Origin of the sequence: Salmonella sp. SAL03688 (genome assembly GCF_046551895.1) — a bacterium.
GTDB lineage: Bacteria > Pseudomonadota > Gammaproteobacteria > Enterobacterales > Enterobacteriaceae > Salmonella > Salmonella enterica.
Genome location: NZ_JBGDVI010000008.1, coordinates 124,098 through 146,807, shown reverse-complemented (window position 1 = coordinate 146,807; position 22,710 = coordinate 124,098). Strand labels below are relative to the sequence as shown.

Below are 22,710 nucleotides of genomic sequence, written 5' to 3'. Positions count from 1 at the left end.
TCCTTTATGTTAATTATTCGAATATACTCTAGTTAACACATCGGAGACTATCCAGAGATGTCGGTTTATAAAGTTCCGCTTGAGCAAAATGTTCTGGAAGCGGCTCAAGAGCGTATAATGTGGACCCTGGAAACCTTACCCCGGGTCTGCGTCTCATTTTCTGGTGGTAAAGATTCAGGACTTATGCTGCACCTGACGGCAACGTTGGCGCGCAAAATGAATAAAAAGATCCATGTTCTCTTCATTGACTGGGAAGCGCAATTCTCCTGTACCATCGCCTATATTGAATCATTACGTGAATATTACGCGGACGTTATTGAGCGTTTTTATTGGGTCGCATTACCCTTAACCACACAAAATTCCCTTTCACAATACCAGCCGGAGTGGCAGTGTTGGCAGCCGGGTACCGACTGGGTACGACAACCGCCAGAAGATGCGATTACCGATCCGGCCTTTTTTTCCTTTTATCAACAAGGCATGACCTTTGAACAGTTCGTTCGCGATTTTGCCGACTGGTTTTCAGAAAAACGTCCTGCCGCTATGCTGGTCGGTATTCGTTCCGACGAATCCTATAACCGATTTGCCGCTATCGCTAACTCGCATAAGCTGCGCTTTGCCGACGATAAGCCCTGGACCACGTTAGCCCCTAAGGGGCACACCTGGTATATCTATCCCATCTATGACTGGAAAACCGCAGATATCTGGACCTGGTTCGCCAAAACAGGTAAACCCTGTAACCCTTTGTATAATTTGATGTATCAGGCTGGCGTACCACCCCGCTACATGCGTATTTGCGAACCGTTCGGTCCGGAACAACGACAGGGGTTATGGCTGTATCATGTTATCGAACCTGAGCGCTGGGCGGCCATGTGCGCCAGAGTCAGCGGCGCACTCAGCGGAGGAATATACGCCGGACAAGACAGCCATTTTTATGGCCACCGGAAAATTTTAAAACCCGATCACCTTAACTGGGAAGAGTACGCGCTGCTCCTGCTACACAGTATGCCTGAAGTCACTGCCGAACATTACCGTAATAAAATCGCCGTTTATTTGCAGTGGTATAAGAAAAAAGGCATGAACACTATTCCACAGACGCAGCATGGCGATATCGGATCGCGCGATATTCCGTCGTGGCGACGGATCTGCAAAGTATTACTGAACAATGATTACTGGTGCCGGGCGCTGTCATTCAGTCCGACAAAACCTAAGAATTACCAGCGTTATAACGAACGTATGAAAGCTAAACGCCAGGAATGGGGGATCTTATGCAACACCGACTCACAACCGAAATAACTCACTTTCTCTCTGAACTGCCTGAAGAGGAGAGGATCGCCGCCATTAATGAATTTAGAATGGCGATACATAGCGTTAGTCCTTTTCGCGATGAGCCTGTCGATTGTGTCCTGTGGGTGAAAAACGATCATATTTCGCCTAATGACTACAACCCGAATAACGTTGCGCCGCCGGAGAAAAAACTGCTGCTTAAATCGATTGAACAAGATGGGTTTACTCAGCCGATCGTGGTGGTAAAGGCCGATGCCGAGGAGTACGAGATTGTGGACGGTTTTCACCGTCATGAGCTGGGCAAAGGAAAAGCGGCCCTGAAAAGGCGTCTGAAAGGCTACCTGCCGATAACGTGTCTGGACAGAGAACGTCACGAACGCATGGCGGCAACCATTCGGCATAACCGCGCGCGCGGGCGTCACCAGATCCACGCCATGTCAGAAATCGTGCGCGAACTTTCTCTGCTAGGCTGGGACGAGAGCAAAATCGGCCAGGAGTTAGGTATGGACGCCGATGAAGTCCTGCGCCTGAAACAGATCAACGGCCTGCAGGAGCTTTTTGCAGACCGTCGATTCTCCAGAGCGTGGACGGTTAAATAACTACAGTTTACACAGGCGCTCTGCGGCGGCCAGCAGCGTTGATTCCTGTTTAGCGAAACATAAACGTATAAGCTGATGCGGGAAAGGGGCGGCGCAAAAGACAGAGAGCGGAATAGCGGCGACACCGACTTCTTCGGTTAGCCACTGACAAAACTCAATGTCATTTAGCGTCGACACTGCGCTGTAATCGATTAACAGAAAATAGGTACCTTCACAGGGCAGCACTTTTAATCGGCTTTGCGCCAGCGCGTTAACCAGCACATCGCGTTTTTTCCGGTAAAAATCGGGTAACGCGCGATAGTGTTCCGGCGCGGCGCGCAGCATATCCGCCAACGCCAGTTGCGCCGGTGTATTGACGCAAAACGTCAGGTACTGATGAACTTTGCGTATTTCGGCGCTAATGGCCGCAGGCGCAACGCAGTAACCAATCTTCCATCCCGTCATATGAAAGGTTTTACCAAACGATGAAACGGCAACCGCCCGCTCTCGTAACTGAGGGTGCGCCAATACGCTGGCATGACCTTCGACGGCAAAACAAATATGTTCGTACACTTCATCGCTTAACACATAAATTCCCCGCTCGCCGATAGCCTGCCACAGCGCCTCGATATCCTCCTGACGCCAGACGGTAGCGGTGGGATTATGCGGCGTATTGAGGATCACCAGCCGCGTGCGCTCGCTAAGCAACGCCGAAAACGCCTGCCAGTCGACGCGAAAATGCGGCGGCGTAAGCGCTATGCGTTTTAACACGCCGCCGGAAAGCGCCACGGCCGGGGCATAGCTGTCGTAACTGGGATCGAAACAGATAACCTCATCCCCTGCCCGCACCAGTGCGGTAATCGCCGCGTACAACGCTTCTGTCGCGCCCGCCGTGACGGTGATATCACTGACGTCATCGGGTCGATAACCATATATTTCCGCCGTTTTATCGGCTATGGCCTCCCTCAGCGCCTGCGCGCCCGTCATCGGCGCATATTGATTCGCGCCCTGCGCGACATGATAAGCCAACCGCTCGTGCAAATAAGAAGGACCATCAAAATCAGGGAAGCCTTGCGATAAATTTATTGCCTGATGTTTCTGCGCCAGCGCGCTCATTTGCGTAAAAATCGTGGTGCCAAGATTGGGTAATTTGCTTTTTGGAATCAGTGGGTTATTTCTCATTATCTTCATACCCGCCAGTGATGTGGTTATTGACACACTATCACAGGGTGTTAGTATTTGGCAATCAAGACGTTTAGATGTCTAAATATAATAACAGCGGTGAGAAGACCCTAAGGACAACACAACATGAACCACACTGAAATCCGCGTCGTTACCGGCCCGGCGAATTATTTTTCCCATGCCGGAAGCCTCGGAAGACTGACAGACTTTTTCACGCCGGAACAGCTTTCCCACGCCGTTTGGGTGTACGGCGAACGCGCGATTGCCGCCGCCCGGCCTTACCTGCCGGAAGCGTTTGAACGTGCTGGCGCAAAACATCTGCAGTTTACCGGCCATTGTAGCGAACGCCATGTTGCCCAACTGGCGCACGCCTGCAACGACGATCGTCAGGTGGTAATAGGCGTTGGCGGCGGCGCGCTGCTCGATACCGCCAAAGCGCTCGCCCGCCGTCTGGCGCTGCCGTTTGTCGCTATCCCGACCATCGCGGCAACCTGCGCCGCCTGGACACCGCTTTCCGTCTGGTATAACGACGCGGGACAGGCGTTACAGTTCGAAATTTTTGATGATGCCAATTTTCTGGTGCTGGTCGAACCGCGCATTATTCTCCAGGCGCCCGATGACTATCTGTTAGCTGGCATTGGCGATACGCTGGCGAAATGGTATGAAGCCGTTGTGCTTGCGCCGCAGCCTGAAACGTTACCTTTGACCGTAAGACTGGGCATTAACAGCGCGTGCGCTATTCGCGATCTCCTGCTGGACAGCAGCGAACAAGCATTAGCGGATAAACAGCAGCGTCGGCTGACCCAGGCATTTTGCGACGTGGTGGATGCGATTATCGCTGGCGGCGGTATGGTCGGCGGCCTCGGAGAACGCTATACCCGTGTCGCCGCCGCCCATGCGGTACACAACGGTCTGACCGTCCTGCCGCAAACGGAAAAATTCCTGCACGGAACGAAAGTGGCTTATGGCATTCTGGTGCAAAGCGCGCTACTGGGACAAGATGACGTGCTGGCGCAATTGATTGCAGCGTACCGGCGATTTCATCTGCCGGCCCGGCTTAGCGAACTGGACGTGGATATTCATAACACCGCCGAGATCGATAGGGTAATCGCGCATACCCTGCGCCCGGTCGAATCCATCCACTATTTACCGGTGACGTTAACGCCAGACACCCTGCGTGCGGCGTTTGAAAAAGTTGAATTTTTCAGAATATAGCCTGGTGACGTTGCGTTTATCAGGCCTGGCAACCCTCAGCAGCAACGCGCGCCGCCTTTTCCACCATAGCGCGCATCCTGCCGCTCGCGGAAAAATTCTTCATAGGTCATCGGCGTCTGATCCGGATGCGTTATGCGCATATGCTCAACATAGTTGTCGTAGTCTGGCACGCCAATCATCATTTTTGCGGCCTGTCCCAGATATTTTCCGGCTTTTGAAAGCGTATCGAACATCGTTGTCACCTGTCATTCAAATGCCCTCTCCTTATTCTGGAGAGGGCTATTGATGAAAAAAGATTAGTGCGCGCCTTTCGCCTGCGTCACGATCTCATCCACATTTTCCGGCATCGGCTCATACGGCGTTTCATTCGCCGTCGGTTTATCAATCTTCAGAGCGGCCAGCGCCGTCTTAATAGAGAAGACCGCCAGCACCACGACCACCACCATAAAGAAGATGGTTAGCCCGGCATCCAGACGGTTATTGAATACCAACTGCGCGAGTTGCGATTCGGTGTACTGCGGCGGAATATTGCCGCTGTCGATCATCGCCTGGAACTTATTGGCAATGGCCAGGAAGCCGATTTTCGCATCCGGACTAAACGCTTTCTGCCAGCCCGCCGTCAGCGTACAAATCAGCAGCCAGGCCGTCGGCACCAGCGCGACCCACGCATAACGCTGACGCTTCATTTTGAACAGTACCACGGCGCAAAGCATCAGCGCCATACCCGCCAGCATCTGGTTAGCGATGCCAAACAGCGGCCACAGGGTGTTAATACCGCCCAACGGATCGACCACGCCCTGATGGAGGAAATACCCCCACGCCAGCACGCACAATGCCGTAGCAAGCAGGTTCGCTGGCAGCGAATCGGTACGTTTCAGCCCTGGCGACACTACGCCCAACAGATCCTGCAACATAAAGCGCGCCGCACGGGTACCCGCATCCACCGCCGTCAGAATAAACAGCGCTTCAAACAGAATGGCGAAGTGATACCAGAACGCCACATCCATCATGCCGCCCAACGCGCCATGTAAAATGTAGGCCATCCCTACCGCCAGCGTTGGCGCTCCGCCTGCGCGGGAGATAATGGATTGTTCGCCGACTTCATTGGCAATCTGGTGTAACGTATCCGGCGTGATAGCGAAACCCCAACTACTGACCACCTGCGCGGCAGAAGCCACGACATCCGCTGTCCCCGCTGGCGCCAGTACCGCCATCGGGCTATTCATCGCGAAGTAAACGCCCGGATCGATAATACAGGCGGAGACCAGCGCCATAATGGCGACGAAAGATTCCATTAACATCCCGCCGTAGCCGATAAAGCAGGCCTGGCCTTCGTTGGCCAACATCTTCGGCGTCGTGCCGGAGGAGATGAGCGCATGGAAACCGGATACCGCGCCGCAGGCGATGGTAATAAACAGGAACGGGAACAGGTCGCCCGTCCAGACCGGTCCGGTACCATCAACAAATTTGGTCAGCGCCGGCATAGTCAGCGTCGGACGCATGATCAGAATCCCGACCGCCAGACCGACAATCGTACCAATTTTCAGGAAGGTAGAGAGGTAATCACGCGGCGCGAGCAGCAGCCAGACCGGCAGTACCGCCGCGACAAAACCATACCCCACCAGCATCCAGGTAAGCTGCACGCCAGTAAAATCAAAGTACGGCGCCCAGGTTGGGCTTGCCGCCACCCATCCGCCGGAAATAATAGCGAAAATAAGGAATACCAGCCCAATGACCGACACCTCGCCGATGCGCCCCGGACGCAAATAACGCAAGTAGATGCCCATAAAAATCGCCAGTGGAATAGTGAACGCGACAGTGTACGTTCCCCACGGGCTATGGGTCAGCGCTTTCACCACGATCATCGCCAGGACGGCCAGAATGATCACCATGATCATAAAGCAGGCCACCAGCGCGATCACCCCTGCCGTCGCGCCCATCTCCTCTTTAACCAGCTCGCCAAGCGAACGCCCATCGCGTCGGGTCGAGACGAACAGCACCATAAAGTCCTGCACCGCTCCCGCCAGCACGACGCCCGCCAGCAGCCAGATCATCCCCGGCAGATAGCCCATCTGCGCCGCCAGTACCGGCCCGACCAGCGGACCTGCGCCAGCAATGGCCGCAAAATGGTGACCGAACAGCACTTTCTTATCGGTCGGGACATAATCCAGACCATCATTATGACGTACCGCGGGCGTCATACGCGTTGGGTCAACCGCCAGCACTTTTTTGGCGATATAGAGCCCATAAAAACGATACGCAATAAGATAGACACAGACCGACGCCACTACGATCCATAGCGCGTTGATCTGTTCCCCACGATTTAACGCAATATAGCCCAGGGCAAACGCACCCAATACTGAGAGCGCTGTCCAGACGAGGTATTTCCCTGATTTATTCATAGTTGTTGTCCGTTTGGGTGTTCCAGAGAGATGTTACATTTTGTTTCTATAACACCTTTACCGTAATTAACAACACAACAACATGATAAAACCGGATTGTTACCCATTTTTTACATTACAGTGTTAACCAGATCACTTCCTTTCTTCGTTAATGCTGCAATTGCATTTTACTTTGCCAGAACTATCCCATTACCGCCGTTCCCAGGCGACAGGTACAGCAGCGCCTCCCCTGCTCGTCAAAGAGCGTAATTTCCCAGCTTTGATTCTGCCGCCCCAGATGCAGCGGCAGGCAAACGCCGCGTACTTTCCCCTGCGAGACGGCGCGGTGGTGGGTGGCGTTTAACTCGGTCCCGACCACGCACTGCCCGTCGCGGGTCATCAGATAACCCGCCATTGATCCTAACGTCTCCGCCAGCGCTGCTGATGCGCCGCCGTGTAGCAGACCAAACGGTTGATGAGTGCGGGCATCGACGGGCATTTCCGCCTCCAGCACGTCATCGCCCAGACGGGTGTAAACAATGCCCAGATGCGCCACCAGCGTGTTCTGACTGGTAGCGTTCAATTCATCCAGCGTTAAATGCCGTTTCCAGATCATCGTCAGGCTCCCAATATTGAACCGCCGTCCACCACGATATCCTGCAAGGTAATGTGGCTGGCCAGATCGGAGGCAAGAAACAAAATGGTATTGGCTATCTCCTGCGGACGGGCGATTTTACCGAGCGGTATGCCGAGCTTAAACTGTTCGCCGAAACCGCGAATACGCTGCTGTTCGGCATCTTCACTCACCCATAACGTGCGCTGCATATCGGTGTCGGTCGAACCAGGCGACACCACATTACAGCGCACCCCGCAGCCCGCCAGCTCCAGCCCTACGGTTAGCGCCAGGTTTTTCAGCGCCGCTTTAGAGGCGCCGTAGGCGCTCATACCGATACGCGGCGTATGCGCCGCATCTGAGGCTACGGTGACAATCGCCCCTCCCTGCTGACGGCGAAACTGCGCCATCGTCTGCGAAAACAGGTTAAATGCCCCGCCCACATTGACCGCAAACGTCTGCTGCCAGTCGTCGACGCTAAGCGCATCGGTCGCTCCCATACGCAAAATACCGGCGGCGTTGACCAGCACATCCAGCCGCGTCGTTTTTTGCAACACACGCTGGCACACCTGCGCAACCTGTGCGGCATCCGCTACATCCATGACTTCGGTAGCAAAGGGATAATTCTCTTGCGTAAATTCGCGATCGAAGCCGATCACCCGCGCCCCGGCGTCGACAAACGCCAGCGCCGTCGCGTAACCGATCCCTTTCCCCGCCCCGGTCACCCATACCGTTTTGTCTGAAAAATCAAAGCCGGTCATTACTCTACCCCGCGAGAAAGCAGCGCCCACCAGGCGTCAATGGTCGGGTTTTTCGCCAGCATCACGAAGTCGATATCGCCGTGTACTTTACGCCAGCGCGCTGCCAGCCCCATCATGCGTACTGAATCCAGGCCATAATCAATCAGGTTTTCATCATCCAGCGGCTCGTCGGTCTCATCCAGCAACGGCAGAATCAACGCCCGCAGCGCCGCTTTACTGGCAGGAACCGGCGTCGGCAGCAGCGACTCGGTCATGACGACGCGACCGGAACGCCCCGCCACATAGTTCAGCGCCATCAGATGCTCTTCCCGGCTGAAATCCGCCAGCGCATCCGCCACCATAAACGGCTTAATGTCGCGCATAAACGCATCGGTAGCGGTGGTCATACAGCCAATATGCGCATACACGCCGGTAATGATGAGCTGATTGCGTCCGGTATCTTTTAACATCTGTTCCAGCGGCGAGCGGTGAAACGCGCTATAGCGCCACTTCACCAGCACCGTATCTGCCTCATCCGGCGTTAAGGCTTCTACCACCTTCTGCTGTTCCGGAGAGCGCGTCAGTCCCGGCCCCCACATATCATTGAGTAACGCGCGATCTTCATCGCTTTGCTCTTTCGGCTGAGCGGTGTAATAGACCGGGATATGATGTTCCTTACAGTACTGGCGCAGAGCGGCGATATTGGCAATCACCTGGTCCATCATTGGGCAGTTGCGGCCCCAAAAGCTGACAAAGTAATCCTGCATATCGTGGATGAGCAGCGCCGCGCGCTCCGGCTCAAATGCCCAGTTCACTTTGTTGGTCGGGATATCCAGTGCGGTGGGCAGCGCGTAAGACTGTAGTTTTGGAATGGCCATCTCTCTTTCTCCTTCAGAGCGGTGAACGTGACGCCAACCGCTGGCGTAATTGTTTTTTATCGACTTTACCAACCGGCGTCAGCGGCAGTGACGCAACGCACTCCACGCGATCCGGTAATTTAAATTCCGCCACGCCCTGCTCTCGCAGGAAACGGCGTACCTGTACCGCTCGCAGCGGCTCTTTTACCACCAGATATGCGCAACTTTTTTCCCCCAGCAGTTCATCTTCCATGCTGACCAGCGCCGCATGGATCACCGCCGGGTGGCGCAGTAACAGATTTTCTATCTCTTCGGCGGCTATCTTCTCGCCGCCCCGATTGATCTGATCTTTTTCACGCCCGTGAACGGTGATGTAGCCGTCTTGATCAATGGAGATCAGATCGCCGGAACAGTAAAAACCGTTGGCGTCAAAGGCGCTGGCATTGTGTTGCGGACTGTTGAAATAGCCGCGAAAAGTATAGGGGCCGCGCGTCATCAGACGACCAATCTCGCCCGGCGGCAGTGGATTCCCGTCGGCATCCGCCACCCACACTTCGTCGTCCGGACACATGGGTCTTCCCTGGGTATTGATAATCCGTTCCGGACTATCGTCCAGCCGGGTATAGTTCACTAACCCTTCCGCCATGCCGAAGACCTGCTGCAACTGACAGCCAATTTCAGCCGGAATACGGGCGGCCAGCGTCGCAGAAAGCCGCGCGCCGCCGACCTGCAATAACCTTAATGACGCCAGCGGCGCATTGCCGCCCCACTCCTGGATAGCCTGTAGCCATAGACTGACCGCGGGAGGCACCAGCGCTGTGGCATTAATCTGGTGTTTTTCGATCAGCGGGAAACAGAGCGTGGCGCTGGGATCGGTCGCCAGCACTACCGTTCCTTTGGCAAGAAAGACGCCCAGCGCGCCCGGCGAACTCATGGCGTAGTTATGCGCGGCGGGAATCGCGCACAGAAAACGCGTCTCCTCGTTGAAACCGCAAATCTCATTGCTGCGGCGCACGCTGTAGTAATAGTCGTTATGGGTACGGGGAATAAGCTTTGGCGTGCCGGTAGTACCGCCGGAAAGCTGAAAGTAGGCCACTTCGTCAGCAGGTGATGGCGTGGCGGTGAAATCTTCCGCCGCCTGCCGCATCGCCGCGTCCAGGCTGTGATCGCCGTCGTCGTTGCGCAATAACACCACCCGCACAGAGCGGTGTTCAGCCACAAACGTGTTGAGAAAGTCCTCCCCGGCGAACAGCGTATGTTGGCGATCGGCAATCACCAGCGTCGGCGCGATCTGCATCGCATAGGCGTTAAGTTCGGTACGTTGATGGCTAAACAGCGCCAGAACAGGCGCTACGCCAAGCTTCAACAGGGCGAAAAAGGTGATATACAGTTCCGGTACATTCCCCAGTTGTACCAGAGCGGTTTCGCCAGGTTTGATGCCCTGACGGCGTAAACTGCAGGCCAGATTATCTGCGGCCTGGTTGAGCTGGCGATAGCTGAATGCGCGCTCGCCTTCAATGACCGCCGTCTTGTCGCTGTCAGCGTGGCGGGTCAGAATATCGGTCAACGGCACGTCTTGCCAGTAGCCTTTTTCACGATAACGGCGGGCAAATTCATCCGGCCAACGGGTGAAAGGTATACGCATCATCGTTCCTTAATGCAGTCCAAAAACGTTCAACATCGTAGAGAGCTTGACGCCGGTTTCCCGCCACTCGCCGACTGGCGAAGAGGCAGGGACAATCCCGGCGCCAGCGAACAGGCGCACCTGATTACCGTGCAATTTCGCACAACGAATCGTCACTACCCACTCGCCGTTTCCTTCGGCGTCGCACCAGCCGACAATGCCGCCAAACAGTTCACGATCGAACGGTTCCAGTTCAGCAATCAGCTTTTTCGCGACCTGATGGGGGAAACCGCTTAACGCAGGCGTTGGATGCAGCAGACAGGCCAGCGTCAGCGCGTTTTCTCCGGCGTTGGCCTTGCCCTCAAACGGCGTACCGAGATGCCATAGCGTCGGCGTGGTGATCAACTGCGGAGAGGAAGGTAATTGCAGTTCCGTGCTGCGATCGCGCAGGATCTGCTTCATCGCCTGCGTCACCAGCTCATGTTCATGGCGATCTTTTTGTGAAGCCAGCAGTCGGTTTCCCGCCTCGCGATCCAGAACGTCATCGGGCTGTCGGCGTGCCGAGCCTGCTAACGGCAGCGAACTAAACCGCTCGCCCTCCTTGCGTAGCAGCAATTCGGGGCTGGCGCCCAGCAGAACGCCGCCATCAGCCAGTGGCACATGGAAGTTGTAACTAACTGGATTCTGCGCAACCAGCCGCTCCAGCAATGCTCCGCTATCCACCGCCACATCAGTGGTGATATCTATTAACCGGGAAAGCACCACTTTATCGACGTCTGGCGTGGCGGTCAGCATAGCCGCGCGTGCGACCATCGCTTCAAAAGCATCCTGCTCCGGAATCGCCTTTCGCGCCGTCACCGTCAGCGGCTGATGGTCAGTAAAATAACGCGCCGTGCGCTGCTTTTGCTGGCGGGAAAAGGACTGCCACGCCATCGGGATAAATAGCGACGACGGCTGACGGGTATCAAAGGGGATCGCCCCCACCAGGATAGGGTTGGCGATGCCCTGCGATTTGGCCTCGGCAAACTGCTGGCGCAATTTCTGCTGGAAAGGGCTATCCGGCGAATCGCCGGCAACCGCAGGCTCGGTATAACGGGCGAAACACCCGGAAGTGGTAAAACTGCGATACGGCGACATGAAGAAAAAGCGATCGGGAGCAAGCGTTGCCATTGTCTCCTGAGCGTCCTCAGCCAGTGACATATCCATATCATCCTCCAATGATAAAGGCTTATATACACTTCATCTTTCAAGCTGCCTCTTTGTTGGCTGCGCTCAGAAACCCCGGTCACACAGTTATCTATGCTCGCGGGGATTTCTTCCCTTGCCGTTGCGATTCTTCTTGAATGATTTTGTGTATAATAATGATTATTATTTCTATTTTTAGTGCGCTAACCTAAGAGTAAAACGTCGCTCTGTCAACTCTGGTCATGACTTAAATGGCACTAAGGCTTGCATCTCGCTGCCGCTGACATGAAAATGAGAAGCATTAACTTTATTAATAACAGGACGCTATTGTGAGACTCCCCGCCTTTTATCGTTGGCTGCTTTTAGTGGTTGGTATATCAATTTCAGGAATATCCTTAGCCCAGGACGCCGGTTGGCCCCGGCAAATCCAGGACAGCCGCGGCGTTCATACTCTGGACCACAAACCCGCGCGTATCGTCTCTACCAGCGTGACGTTAACAGGCTCGCTGCTGGCGATTGATGCGCCCGTCGTCGCCAGCGGAGCCACTACGCCGAATAACCGCTTTGCCGACGATCAAGGGTTCATGCGCCAGTGGAGCGACGTAGCAAAGGCTCGCCATGTCGCCCGGCTGTATATCGGCGAACCGAATGCCGAAACGGTCGCCGCGCAAATGCCGGATCTCATTTTGATTAGCGCCACCGGCGGCGACTCCGCGCTGGCGCTTTACGATCAGCTCTCCGCTATCGCGCCGACGCTCGTCATCAATTATGACGATAAAAGCTGGCAGAGTTTGCTCACGCAGCTTGGCGAGATCACCGGCCAGGAGAAACAGGCCGCCGCGCGAATAGCGGAATTTGAGGCACAACTGACGACGGTTAAACAGCGAATCGCCCTGCCGCCGCAGCCGGTTAGCGCGCTGGTGTATACCCCTGCCGCGCATAGCGCCAATCTGTGGACGCCAGAATCAGCACAAGGCAAGCTATTGACGCAGTTAGGCTTTACGCTGGCGACATTGCCCCGAGGACTGCAAACCAGCAAAAGCCAGGGTAAGCGCCACGATATCATTCAGCTTGGCGGTGAAAATCTGGCCGCCGGGTTAAACGGCGAATCTCTTTTCCTGTTTGCCGGCGACAACAAAGATGTCGCGGCCCTTTACGCCAATCCGCTGCTGGCGCACCTGCCAGCGGTGCAAAATAAGCGTGTCTATGCCCTGGGTACGGAGACGTTCCGTCTGGATTATTACAGCGCAACATTGTTGCTTAACCGGCTGGCCGCCCTGTTTTAGCCTTATCGGAGTCTTATCCGACTGACCAGACAGATTTTGTCAGTCGGATAAACGCCTCTTCATCAGCCAGCATCGCTAACCGGCGGCGTCTGGCGAAAACGACGTAGCTCGCCCAGCACTAACAGCAGCAGCAAACCGATAATCACCAGCCCGAATCCACTCACGCTCGCGGAAGCGACCGGCGTCATCATTGCGCCAAGACCGCCTAACAGCGCCGCGCCGATAGCGTCTCCCGTGACGTTTTGCGCGGTCCACAGGCCATTCATTCGCCCCAGCATATTTTCCGGCGTCTGGGTTTGCAGCAGGGTGTATTGTAATAACGAACTGATGGCGCTAAGCCAGCCAAACAGCGCCAGACAGATAACACCTGCGATCCAGACCGGCATGATGGCGAACAGCCCCACCGCCAGAAAAGAACCGACTGTCGAAACCAGCATAATGAGCCCCGGACGAACGCTATGCGCCAGTTGTCCGCTGGTCAGCGCGCCAATGGCCGCCCCCAGCGGAATTGCCGCATACAGCAAACCGATTTGCGCCGCCGACATCTGCCAGCTCATCGCCAGCGCCGGATAGAGGACGCGTACCGCGCTTGCCATCGTCACCAGACCGCCAAGCAGCGCAATACCGCCGATAAGCGGACTGGCGAGCAAAAAACGAAATGCCGCCAGTAACGCGATAAATGGATTTTCCCGCGGCTGCGGAGGGACAGGCAGTCGCGGCAGCGTCAGTAGCGGCAATAGCGTAATAAACGTCCCGACGGCCGCCAGCCCATAGTTCCAGGCTACGCCGCCGCTGGCAAGCAATATGCCCCCCAACATCGGGGAAATAACCGATCCCAGACGTACCGTCAGCATGGTAATCGCGCCGGCCTGCATCAGATTTTCTCTTCCGACCAGCGCTGGCGTCGCCGCCAGTAACGCGGTCACGCCCAGAGACGCGAAAAAGCCGTCCCACAGGCCAAGGAGATATATCGCCAGCAATGATGGTTCCGGCAGCAGCGCGTTCACGCACAGGCCAATAAAGCCAATACCGCAAGTACCGCGCGCCAGCAGAATCACCTTTTTACGTTCGTAGCGATCGGCCAGCACACCGCCCACCATTAAGCCAATAAACATGGCGCCGCCGGTTAACGTTACCGACAGCCCTACCTGCCAGGTGGAGTGCGTCATCATTTGGATCTGTACCGGAACCGCCACGCCAAGCAGCCCCAGCGAGACAATAGAGATAAAACGGGCCAGAAATACTGCGCGAAATGCAGGGTGCGTCTTCAACAGGCTGAGATTGAGCAGCCAGGATTGTCGATTCATTACAACGCCTTAATGCGAGTTTTTTTAAATATCCATTCAATGGCTGCACATGCTAACATAACCAAATAAGATAGATAACGATAATTACTATCATTATCAGGGAAGTTACTATGTCATGCTCGTTTTCCGTGACGCGCGCGTTTGCCGTGCCCGGATTGTTGTTATTACTGAGTCTCGCCGCGGTTTTAAGCCTGGTCATTGGCGCGAAACCGCTGCCCGCCGCCGCCGTGCTGGAGGCGTTCACCGGCGTATGCCAAAGCGCCGATTGCACCATCGTCCTGGATGCGCGTTTGCCGCGTACGCTGGCCGGATTACTGGCAGGCGGCGCGTTGGGTCTCGCCGGGGCGCTCATGCAAACACTCACTCGCAACCCGCTCGCCGACCCGGGGATTCTGGGCGTTAACAACGGCGCCAGCTTCGCCATTGTACTGGGCGCGGCGCTGTTTGGTTTCTCCACGCCGCTGGAACAGCTTTTCATGGCATTTAGCGGCGCGCTTATCGCATCGCTGATTGTCGCCTTCACCGGTAGTCAGGGCGGCGGCCAGTTAAGCCCAGTCCGCCTGACACTGGCGGGCGTGGCGCTTGGCGCGGTACTGGAAGGATTGACCAGCGGCATCGCGCTGTTAAATCCAGAGGTTTATGATCAGCTTCGCTTCTGGCAGGCGGGATCGCTGGACATTCGCAGCCTGCAAACGTTGAAAGTCGCGCTTGCGCCCGTGGTTATCGCTGGGATCGTGGCGCTATTTCTGAGCCGTGCGCTGAATAGCCTGAGCCTCGGCAGCGATACTGCGACGGCGCTGGGGAGTAAAGTGGCACGCACCCAACTTATCGGTTTACTGGCGATTACCGTCTTGTGCGGCAGCGCAACGGCGCTGGTCGGCCCTATCGCCTTTATTGGTCTGATGATGCCGCATATGGCGCGTTGGCTGGTGGGCGCAGACCACCGCTGGTCGCTGCCAGTGACGCTACTGGCAACCCCTGCTCTGCTGCTTTTTGCCGATATTATTGGTCGTCTGTTGGTGCCGGGCGAACTCCGCGTATCGGTCGTCAGTGCATTTATCGGCGCGCCGGTACTTATCTTTCTGGTACGCCGTAAATCGAACGGAGGCGGCCTGTGATGTTTCTTTCTCGTCGGCTTATCGTAAGCTGCCTGATTCTGGCGGCTGGCTGCTTCGCCATTGGCTTATGGAGCCTGCAAAGCGGCGCCGTGCCTCTTGAGACCGGGCAGATTATTGCCGCGCTGCTGGGCGACGCGCCGCGTAACATCACCCTTGTCGTAACCGAATGGCGACTACCGCGCGTATTAATGGCGTTGCTGATTGGCGCTGCGCTTGGCGTCAGTGGCGCGATTTTTCAGTCGTTGATGCGTAACCCGCTAGGCAGCCCTGATGTGATGGGCTTTAATACTGGCGCCTGGAGCGGCGTACTGGTCGCAATGGTCCTGTTTGGCCAGCATCTTACCGCGATCGCGCTGGCGGCAATGGCGGGCGGTATCGTCACGTCATTGATTGTCTGGCTGCTCGCCTGGCGTAACGGGATTGAAACTTTCCGGCTGATTATCATCGGTATCGGCATCCGCGCGATGTTAGTCGCCTTTAATACCTGGCTTCTGTTGCAGGCGTCGCTGGAAACGGCGCTCACCGCCGGCTTATGGAACGCCGGGTCGCTCAACGGTCTGACATGGGCAAAAACCTGGCCTTCGGCGCCGCTGATTATTGTAATGCTGACAGGCGCCGCGCTACTGGTGCGTCGTATGCGGCTGCTGGAGATGGGCGATGACAGCGCCTGCGCGCTGGGTGTTAGCGTGGAGCGGTCACGCCTGATGCTGATGCTGGTGGCGGTGTCGCTCACCGCTGCGGCAACGGCACTGGCTGGCCCCATCTCGTTTATTGCCCTTGTCGCGCCGCACATCGCCCGCCGTCTTAGCGGCACAGCGCGCTGGGGATTAACCCAGTCGGCGCTGTGCGGCGCGTTGTTACTACTGGCCGCCGATGCGTGCGCGCAGCAACTGTTTATGCCTTATCAGCTTCCAGTGGGCGTGGTCACCGTCAGCCTCGGCGGTATTTACCTTATCGTCTTGTTAATTCAGGAGTCCCGCAAAAAATGACCGAATCCGTAGCCCGTTTGCGCGGCGACCAGTTAACGCTGGGTTATGGCAGCTATACCGTCGCAAAAAACCTTAATGTTTCGATTCCGGACGGCCATTTTACCGCCATCATCGGCCCTAACGGCTGCGGCAAGTCAACGTTGCTACGCACGCTAAGCCGTCTGATGACGCCTGTTGACGGCCATGTCTGGCTGGATGGCGAACAGATACAGCGTTACGCCAGTAAAGAGGTGGCGCGGCGCATCGGATTGCTGGCGCAAAACGCCACTACGCCGGGCGATATCACCGTACAAGAGCTGGTCGCCAGAGGGCGTTATCCGCATCAGCCGTTATTTACCCGCTGGCGTAAGGAAGATGCCGATGCCGTCGCCAGTGCCATGCGTGCAACAGGTATCACCTCACTGGCGGCGCAAAGTGTAGACACTCTGTCCGGCGGCCAACGTCAGCGGGCGTGGATAGCCATGGTGCTGGCGCAGGAAACGTCCATCATGCTGCTGGATGAGCCGACAACGTGGCTGGATATTAGCCATCAAATTGATTTGCTGGAGTTGTTAAGCGATCTCAACCGCGAAAAAGGCTATACGCTCGCCGCCGTCCTGCATGACCTGAATCAGGCCTGCCGATACGCCACGCATTTGATTGCATTACGCGAAGGTAACATTGTCGCACAGGGCGCGCCGAAAGAGATTGTTACCGCTGAGCTTATCGAAAAAATCTATGGGCTGCGCTGTATGATTATCGACGATCCGGTTGCCGGTACGCCGCTGGTGGTACCGCTGGGACGGCGATAGTCGTCCACACAGATGACAAAGCCGGATATCGCTATCCGGCTTTTGGGTAAATCAGACTAACCGTTCATCTATCGCCAACGCGTTTTCCATTTTACGCGAGACCATCGCGTGACGCAGTAATACGCCGCCGCAGGCCATCATACCGCCAATCAACGCCGCCAGGATAATAATGACCGCTTTACCCGGGCCATCTTTTTTCACTGGCAGAGACGGCGACAGTTGATATTTAAACGGGGTAAACTTCACGTCGCTCACATTCATTGCCGCCAGTTGTTCAACATGGTATTGACGGTTACGCAAATCACCGTCAATCTCGGCCACGTCCGTTACCCCTTTTTCAATTTCCAGTTTGCGGGAAATACCATCCGCGCCGAGGGAAATAGAAAAATCCGGATCATCTTTTACCGCCTGACCATTGCTGTAAACCGGTCTCTTAATGCCAGCGGCGTTGGCGATTTCCAGCGAATAATGGAGACGTTGAATATTGGCATCAAGCTGGTTTTTGAGACGCACCCGATCCATCGCCAGCTTTTCCTGCTCATAGCGGGTTTTGATTTCCAGCTGGTTACGAATATTTTCCAGCGTCTCTTTCACGACGATATCAGAGATGTACTGAATATAGCCAGCCAGCACTTTTTGCGCTTCTTCCCGCGTCGGCGCGGTAAAACTCAATGTCCACGACGTGAATAACGACGTTTCATTTTTCTTGCCGGCATTGCTGTCCACCGCTTTCATTTTTTCGCTCAGCAGGACAATCGCCCGGTGAAGATCCTGCTCGTCTATTTGCGCGCCTTTTAATTGATCCATGACATACGGAGAAGAACGAAGATATTCTTCCAGCAGCGAGGGCGAGCTAAACTTTTTAATAAACAGATTAAATACGCTGGCCCGATCAACGCTTACCTCCATATCCAACACGCGCAGCGCGGTCAACGTTCTCTCCAGCCCCTGCCACTGTACCGACTCCGCCGGTGTGACAATCGCCTGGCTGGTCCATTTTTGCGGCAGCAGAAAGGACAGAAGCAACCCCACGCACGCAAAGGCGAAAACGGTAGCAAGAATACGACGTTTCGCCTGCCATAACACCTCTATAAGGCTAAACAAATCGATTTCATGACTGTTGGCGGGCGGCAGTGAATAACCTGCAAATGACTGATTTTTTTCTTGTTTTACATTAAGAGATGGCATGCCGTATGACCTGAAAACTTTATCCAATGAAAGAACACATTCCTGTCAGAGATTCTAACAGCAAGTCAGAATTATCCGAAACAATCTTTACGCGCCAGTGCCCGAAAAGCTAAATATTCGGAATTAAACTTGCCTGTAGCATGTATCACTTATGTTAAAAGAATTAATAGTTGCAATAAAAAACCCATAATAATTAGTAATTATTATGGGTTTCAGGATTTAATTTGTTAAAGGCAGAAACAACGCCCGTTATTTATTAATAAGTTCGCTGATGATGGGCCCGATAGTTTCAAAAGCGGAGGGAGAAATAATATCTACATGCGCGCACGGCTGGCGATAAATAGCCAAAGACGCTATCCACGGCGACCAGCTCTGTTCAGGCGATACGCCTTCCGGCACCGTTTTATCCGCCACAAAGAGCGTAGCATGTCCATCAAACGGTACGCTATGCGCCGTCGTCAGCAAACGGACGGCATCCGCATAATTGCCTTCAATGGCGGTAAATAAGGCTTCGGAGGCATTTCCCTGCTGCGCGGCGACAAACGCAGCGCGTTCACGTTCAATTTCCGCCAATACGTCCGGATTGAGGCCATTCGCCTCTTTTTCCCGCCAGTTTTGCGTTTCCGGCGGCCAGGTGTCCAGTAACCCCAAAAACGCCACCGTTTCGCCGCGTGCGCGCAACCGGGCGGCGATCCCTTGCGCCAGCGTCCCGCCCAGCGAATAGCCTAATAAATAATAAGGGCCATGCGGCTGCCGGGCGAGCAATGTCGCCAGATGATGTTCACATACCTCATCAAGAGTAGTTGCGGTTTGCATAGGGCCAGCGGGGCGCGGCGACTGAATCCCCATAATCGACCACGACGGGCTGAGATAGCGTGATAATACGCTAAATTGCCAGGCGAACCCCGACGCCGGATGGAAACAAAATAACGTTGGACCATCGCTTTCACGCAGCGGCAACAGCGGCCCGAACCCCAGATTGCGCGAGCGTTCGTCATCGTCAGTATCGAGCAGCTTACTTAACTGCGCCACGTCAGACGCCACCATCACCTGCCCCGGCGTCACCTGGCGGTTAAACGTCTGACTTAGCTGCGCGGCCAGTTTCATCGCCAGCAGCGAATGTCCGCCCAGCGCAAAGAAATCACTTTCAACGTCGTTAATCTCACAGCCCAGCAGGCGGGAAAACGCCGCGGCGACAGCAATCTCCGTTGCGGACTGCGGCGCACGCCCTTTCACGCGCGGCGTCAGGTCCGGCAGCGGCAGGGCTTTACGATCCAGCTTGCCATTAGCGCTAAGCGGCAAGCTGGCAAGTTGCAACAACACAACCGGCACCATATGCGCGGGAAGTTTTTGGCGTAATTTTTCCTGCAGCGCCGGTAAATCCAGCGGCAAACCGGAGTGCGACACCAGATAGCCGACCAGTTGCCGGGCATCCCCGCCCGTCGCCGCCGCCTGATTAAAGACGCAGGCATGTGCTACCGCCTGTTCAACATCCGGCAGCGTTTGCATGACGCGGTCAATCTCGCCCAGTTCAATACGTTGCCCCCGAATTTTGAGCTGATCGTCGCTGCGCCCCAGGTATTCTACCGCGCCGGAATCCAGCCAGCGCGCCACATCTCCGGTACGGTACATCCGTTCGCCTGGCGCAAAAGGATCGGCGATAAAACGGCTGGCGGTAAGATCCGGACGCCCCAGATAGCCCTGCGCCAGTTGGATACCGGTAAGATAGAGATCGCCAGCCACGCCCGGCGGCACCGGCTGCATATGCGCATCGAGAATACGTAAACCGGTATTCCAGACGGGATAACCAATCGGGATACTGTTGCCGTCAACAGCCGCCAGCTCATCGCCACAGGCCGGATACCAGCTCACATCCACCGCGGCCTCCGTTGGCCCGTACAGATTGTGTAGCGGCGCGTTGGTTAACGTCTCCCATTCGCGGCACAGCGCCGTCGGCAGGGCCTCGCCGCTACAGAAAACGCGCTTTAAGGAAGCGCAGCTTTTCCCAGCCGACGCTGGCGTGAGCGAGGCAATAAAGGCCGCCAGCATCGACGGCACAAAATGAGTGGTCGTGACGCCGTATTGCGCAAAGAACCGCTGCATCGCGAGCGGGTCGCGGTGCGCTTCCGGCTCGGCCATCACCAGTTTCGCCCCGGCGATAAACGGCCAGAAAAACTCCCATACTGAGACGTCAAAACTGCACGGCGTTTTTTGCGCTACTACATCATCCGCCGTCAACGGATAGTGATCCTGCATCCACAGCAGCCGGTTGACTATCGCCGTTTGTCCCACCATCACCCCTTTCGGCCTGCCCGTCGAGCCAGAGGTGAAAATGATGTAAGCGGTATGATGCGGTAACGACAGCCCCAGCGGAGTGGCGTCACTGACCGGTAGCGGTTGGCTATAACACAAATATTCCATCCCCGGAATATCGTGAAAGCGCGCCAGCTGCGCCTGAGTCGTAATTAACAGTTTCGGCTGCGCATCTTCCAGCATCATTCGCAGCCGATCGTCAGGATAACCGGTATCCAGCGGCAGCCAGGCGGCGCCCGCCTCGACAATGCCATGCAGCGCTAAGGTCAGGAAAACCGACCGCGGCAACGCCACCGCCACGCTATCGCCAGGCTGAACGCCGCGTTCCCGCAGCGCGTACGCCAGCGCCACAACCTGTTCACGCATTTCACGGTAGGTAAAGCGATAATGCGCATCTGCCAACGCGAAAGCCTCTGGCGTTTTTTGCGCCTGCTGCGCCACCAAATCGCTAAGCGTGGCGGCGGGAATCGTTACCGCCGTATTATTAAGGTGTGTTAATTGCGTTTGTTCTTCCGCCAGCAGCATTTGCGCATCGCCGCAGCGCAGCGCCGGGTTATCCGCAAACTGAGTGATAAGCGCCATCAATCGTAAGGCATGGCGGGAGAGCGTGGCGTCATCGTAACGCTGTGCATTCGCCAGCAATTCAATATCCAGACCGCCGTTTTCATCCGGAAAAAGCGCCAGTTCAAGATCGTTAACCGGCCCCGTCGCCAGGGTATGGGTTTGCGCCTGTATGCCAGGAAGATCCAGATAATAATCAAATACTTTTATGTTGAGCACCGGGCCAAATAGCGGCGTCTCCCCTGCGGCTCGCCCGCTATCGCGTACAATCTGTTCGGCGTCGTAACGCTGGTGGCGGCGCATCTTCTTTAACTGCGCCGCAAGACGCTTCGCCAGCGTTGGCAGATCTTCCGTCGCATGAAGGTTAACCGCCAGCGGCAACACGTTAAGGACAGGCCCGGTCGCCGTTAACGCCGCCGATCCCATCCGCCGCATAAAGATAAATCCGGCGGCATAATCCATTCGCCCGCATAATCGTCCCAGCCACAACGTCACCAGCGCCAGGGCAAGATCCGCTCGCGGTATCTCAGGCATGTGCGCCGCCAGTTGGCGAAACGCCCCCTCCGGCGCGCTCAATTTCATACGCAGAATATCCGCGCTCGCCGACCGTCCCGGCAACGGCGCGGCAGAAATTGACGCCGGCGGCGGCAGCTCGCGGCGCTGCTGCGCCCAGAAGGCGCCGTCACGCTGCCAGGCCTCGCTCTGGCGATAGCGCTGATATTCCTCGACCACATCCGCAAAGGGGGTAAAAGGCGACTCCGGCGTAGGGGCGTCGCTCTGCCAGGCGCGATAAATCGCCGCAATCTGGCGGGTTATCGCCGGGAAGCTAAAGCCATCCACCAGCAAATGGTGATAGCGCTGATACCAATACCAGCGGGTATCATCAATGCGGATTAACTGGTGAAACGCCAGCGGCTTACCGCTATCTGCGCGCAGGTTTTGCCGTAAATCCGCCTGCATTAACGCCTGCGCCGCGTAACGCGGATCGGGCTGGTCGCGTAAATCGGCAATCGGGGGCTCGCCGAAGGTGTGCTCAGGATCTATCCATTGCCAGACCTCGCCGTTCTCTTCGGTAAAACGCATCCGTAGCGTATCCGCCTGTTGCATCCCTACTGCTACCGCTTTTGCCAGCAAGGCGGCATCCAGCTCGCCGTTCAGTTCCACATAGTGCGCCACGCTCCAGGCGGAGGGTAAATCAGAGAGTTTTTCCGCCATCCAGATCCCCGGCTGGGCGGCGACTAACGGTAAACGCTGCGTCATTTCGCCTCCTGCTTATCGGCATAATGCGCCGGATTCAGTGTTGTCCAGCGCGTATTAAGCCACTGCTGGCACGCGTCCTGCGATTGCGGTTCGCATACCACGTCCCAGCCTGCGGGAAGCGCACATGCCGCTGGCCAAAGGCTGAATTGACGCTGCGCATTTTGCAGGATGTAAAACTGTCCCTGCGGATTATCGAAGGGATTACTGAACTCCATACTCAACTCCTGTCATGGACATG

19 protein-coding genes are annotated in these 22,710 nt (G+C 55.9%); 7 read left to right on the top strand and 12 right to left on the bottom strand.

Going from position 1 to position 22,710, the window contains the following annotated elements; translation table 11 throughout:
• The first annotated feature begins 57 nt into the window (after window positions 1-57).
• Both ACLJR2_RS10905 and ACLJR2_RS10900 read left to right on the top strand, forming a co-directional pair.
• Window positions 58-1,293, top strand: coding sequence for a phosphoadenosine phosphosulfate reductase (locus tag ACLJR2_RS10905; protein WP_000118142.1), 1,236 nt, complete (start codon window positions 58-60; stop codon window positions 1,291-1,293).
• Complete coding sequence (locus ACLJR2_RS10900; RefSeq protein WP_001164755.1) at window positions 1,266-1,883, top strand: IbrB-like domain-containing protein; 618 nt, start codon at window positions 1,266-1,268, stop codon at window positions 1,881-1,883. Before ACLJR2_RS10905 ends, ACLJR2_RS10900 begins: the two co-directional genes overlap by 28 nt.
• On the opposite strand, the gene ACLJR2_RS10895 is transcribed toward ACLJR2_RS10900, so the two are convergent.
• Complete coding sequence (locus ACLJR2_RS10895; protein WP_001533997.1) at window positions 1,884-3,044, bottom strand: pyridoxal phosphate-dependent aminotransferase; 1,161 nt, start codon at window positions 3,042-3,044, stop codon at window positions 1,884-1,886. It abuts the gene before it with no gap.
• A 126-nt stretch (window positions 3,045-3,170) separates the two neighbouring features.
• Here ACLJR2_RS10895 and ACLJR2_RS10890 point away from each other — a divergent pair, with 126 nt between their 5' ends.
• Entirely contained in the window at window positions 3,171-4,259 is a 1,089-nt protein-coding gene (locus ACLJR2_RS10890) for an oxidoreductase (protein ID WP_001016868.1), read from the top strand.
• A gap of 35 nt (window positions 4,260-4,294) precedes the next feature.
• Here ACLJR2_RS10890 and ACLJR2_RS10885 read toward each other — a convergent pair whose 3' ends face one another.
• The 7 genes from ACLJR2_RS10885 to entC form a co-directional block, all read right to left on the bottom strand.
• Window positions 4,295-4,492: a YbdD/YjiX family protein gene (locus ACLJR2_RS10885; RefSeq protein WP_000460619.1), complete on the bottom strand. Its 198-nt coding sequence runs from the start codon at window positions 4,490-4,492 to the stop codon at window positions 4,295-4,297.
• 63 nt (window positions 4,493-4,555) lie between these two features.
• Entirely contained in the window at window positions 4,556-6,661 is a 2,106-nt protein-coding gene (cstA, locus tag ACLJR2_RS10880) for a pyruvate/proton symporter CstA (RefSeq protein ID WP_001043108.1), read from the bottom strand.
• Between the two features lie 181 nt (window positions 6,662-6,842).
• On the bottom strand, window positions 6,843-7,256 hold the full coding sequence (entH, locus tag ACLJR2_RS10875; protein ID WP_000637966.1) for a proofreading thioesterase EntH: 414 nt from the start codon (window positions 7,254-7,256) through the stop codon (window positions 6,843-6,845).
• A gap of 2 nt (window positions 7,257-7,258) precedes the next feature.
• On the bottom strand, window positions 7,259-8,014 hold the full coding sequence (gene entA, locus ACLJR2_RS10870; RefSeq protein WP_000145521.1) for a 2,3-dihydro-2,3-dihydroxybenzoate dehydrogenase EntA: 756 nt from the start codon (window positions 8,012-8,014) through the stop codon (window positions 7,259-7,261).
• The gene (locus ACLJR2_RS10865; protein WP_001007166.1) at window positions 8,014-8,871 is read right to left on the bottom strand and encodes an isochorismatase; all 858 of its coding nucleotides are present in this window, start codon (window positions 8,869-8,871) and stop codon (window positions 8,014-8,016) included. Before ACLJR2_RS10865 ends, entA begins: the two co-directional genes overlap by 1 nt.
• Before the next feature lie 13 nt (window positions 8,872-8,884).
• Complete coding sequence (gene entE, locus ACLJR2_RS10860; protein WP_001222447.1) at window positions 8,885-10,495, bottom strand: (2,3-dihydroxybenzoyl)adenylate synthase EntE; 1,611 nt, start codon at window positions 10,493-10,495, stop codon at window positions 8,885-8,887.
• 9 nt (window positions 10,496-10,504) lie between these two features.
• The gene (gene entC / locus ACLJR2_RS10855; RefSeq protein WP_000367596.1) at window positions 10,505-11,680 is read right to left on the bottom strand and encodes an isochorismate synthase EntC; all 1,176 of its coding nucleotides are present in this window, start codon (window positions 11,678-11,680) and stop codon (window positions 10,505-10,507) included.
• Window positions 11,681-11,988: 308 nt separating this feature from the next.
• Between entC and fepB the strand changes: the two genes are divergently transcribed.
• Window positions 11,989-12,945, top strand: a complete 957-nt coding sequence (fepB, locus tag ACLJR2_RS10850; protein ID WP_001238985.1) for a Fe2+-enterobactin ABC transporter substrate-binding protein — start codon at window positions 11,989-11,991, stop codon at window positions 12,943-12,945.
• A gap of 62 nt (window positions 12,946-13,007) precedes the next feature.
• Here fepB and entS read toward each other — a convergent pair whose 3' ends face one another.
• Complete coding sequence (gene entS / locus ACLJR2_RS10845; RefSeq protein WP_001081666.1) at window positions 13,008-14,252, bottom strand: enterobactin transporter EntS; 1,245 nt, start codon at window positions 14,250-14,252, stop codon at window positions 13,008-13,010.
• Window positions 14,253-14,362: 110 nt separating this feature from the next.
• Between entS and fepD the strand changes: the two genes are divergently transcribed.
• The 3 genes from fepD to fepC are packed head-to-tail and all read left to right on the top strand — an operon-like array spanning window position 14,363 to window position 17,150.
• Complete coding sequence (fepD, locus tag ACLJR2_RS10840; protein WP_001277869.1) at window positions 14,363-15,370, top strand: Fe(3+)-siderophore ABC transporter permease; 1,008 nt, start codon at window positions 14,363-14,365, stop codon at window positions 15,368-15,370.
• Entirely contained in the window at window positions 15,370-16,359 is a 990-nt protein-coding gene (fepG, locus tag ACLJR2_RS10835; RefSeq protein ID WP_000480053.1) for an iron-enterobactin ABC transporter permease, read from the top strand. The genes fepD and fepG overlap by 1 nt, the downstream gene beginning before the upstream one ends.
• A complete protein-coding gene (gene fepC / locus ACLJR2_RS10830) occupies window positions 16,356-17,150 on the top strand; it encodes an iron-enterobactin ABC transporter ATP-binding protein (RefSeq protein ID WP_000140620.1) in 795 nt (264 codons plus the stop codon). The genes fepG and fepC overlap by 4 nt, the downstream gene beginning before the upstream one ends.
• 51 nt (window positions 17,151-17,201) lie before the next feature.
• Here fepC and wzz(fepE) read toward each other — a convergent pair whose 3' ends face one another.
• The 3 genes from wzz(fepE) to ACLJR2_RS10815 all read right to left on the bottom strand — a co-directional run bounded on the left by wzz(fepE) (window position 17,202) and on the right by ACLJR2_RS10815 (window position 22,687).
• Window positions 17,202-18,338 (bottom strand): LPS O-antigen length regulator Wzz(fepE), encoded by a 1,137-nt coding sequence (wzz(fepE), locus tag ACLJR2_RS10825; RefSeq protein ID WP_001139579.1) that lies wholly within the window; start codon window positions 18,336-18,338, stop codon window positions 17,202-17,204.
• A 249-nt stretch (window positions 18,339-18,587) separates the two neighbouring features.
• Complete coding sequence (entF, locus tag ACLJR2_RS10820; RefSeq protein ID WP_001534006.1) at window positions 18,588-22,472, bottom strand: enterobactin non-ribosomal peptide synthetase EntF; 3,885 nt, start codon at window positions 22,470-22,472, stop codon at window positions 18,588-18,590.
• On the bottom strand, window positions 22,469-22,687 hold the full coding sequence (locus tag ACLJR2_RS10815) for an MbtH family protein (protein WP_000396006.1): 219 nt from the start codon (window positions 22,685-22,687) through the stop codon (window positions 22,469-22,471). The genes entF and ACLJR2_RS10815 overlap by 4 nt, the downstream gene beginning before the upstream one ends.
• Window positions 22,688-22,710: the final 23 nt, after the last annotated feature.

Coding starts and splice junctions, on each gene's coding strand:
- ACLJR2_RS10905 (WP_000118142.1), top strand. CDS start 58: ATGTCGGTTTATAAAGTTCCGCTTGAGCAAAATGTTCTGGAAGCGGCT.
- ACLJR2_RS10900 (WP_001164755.1), top strand. CDS start 1,266: ATGCAACACCGACTCACAACCGAAATAACTCACTTTCTCTCTGAACTG.
- ACLJR2_RS10895 (WP_001533997.1), bottom strand. CDS start 3,044: ATGAGAAATAACCCACTGATTCCAAAAAGCAAATTACCCAATCTTGGC.
- ACLJR2_RS10890 (WP_001016868.1), top strand. CDS start 3,171: ATGAACCACACTGAAATCCGCGTCGTTACCGGCCCGGCGAATTATTTT.
- ACLJR2_RS10885 (WP_000460619.1), bottom strand. CDS start 4,492: ATGTTCGATACGCTTTCAAAAGCCGGAAAATATCTGGGACAGGCCGCA.
- cstA (WP_001043108.1), bottom strand. CDS start 6,661: ATGAATAAATCAGGGAAATACCTCGTCTGGACAGCGCTCTCAGTATTG.
- entH (WP_000637966.1), bottom strand. CDS start 7,256: ATGATCTGGAAACGGCATTTAACGCTGGATGAATTGAACGCTACCAGT.
- entA (WP_000145521.1), bottom strand. CDS start 8,014: ATGACCGGCTTTGATTTTTCAGACAAAACGGTATGGGTGACCGGGGCG.
- ACLJR2_RS10865 (WP_001007166.1), bottom strand. CDS start 8,871: ATGGCCATTCCAAAACTACAGTCTTACGCGCTGCCCACCGCACTGGAT.
- entE (WP_001222447.1), bottom strand. CDS start 10,495: ATGCGTATACCTTTCACCCGTTGGCCGGATGAATTTGCCCGCCGTTAT.
- entC (WP_000367596.1), bottom strand. CDS start 11,680: ATGGATATGTCACTGGCTGAGGACGCTCAGGAGACAATGGCAACGCTT.
- entS (WP_001081666.1), bottom strand. CDS start 14,252: ATGAATCGACAATCCTGGCTGCTCAATCTCAGCCTGTTGAAGACGCAC.
- fepD (WP_001277869.1), top strand. CDS start 14,363: ATGTCATGCTCGTTTTCCGTGACGCGCGCGTTTGCCGTGCCCGGATTG.
- fepG (WP_000480053.1), top strand. CDS start 15,370: ATGTTTCTTTCTCGTCGGCTTATCGTAAGCTGCCTGATTCTGGCGGCT.
- fepC (WP_000140620.1), top strand. CDS start 16,356: ATGACCGAATCCGTAGCCCGTTTGCGCGGCGACCAGTTAACGCTGGGT.
- entF (WP_001534006.1), bottom strand. CDS start 22,472: ATGACGCAGCGTTTACCGTTAGTCGCCGCCCAGCCGGGGATCTGGATG.
- ACLJR2_RS10815 (WP_000396006.1), bottom strand. CDS start 22,687: ATGGAGTTCAGTAATCCCTTCGATAATCCGCAGGGACAGTTTTACATC.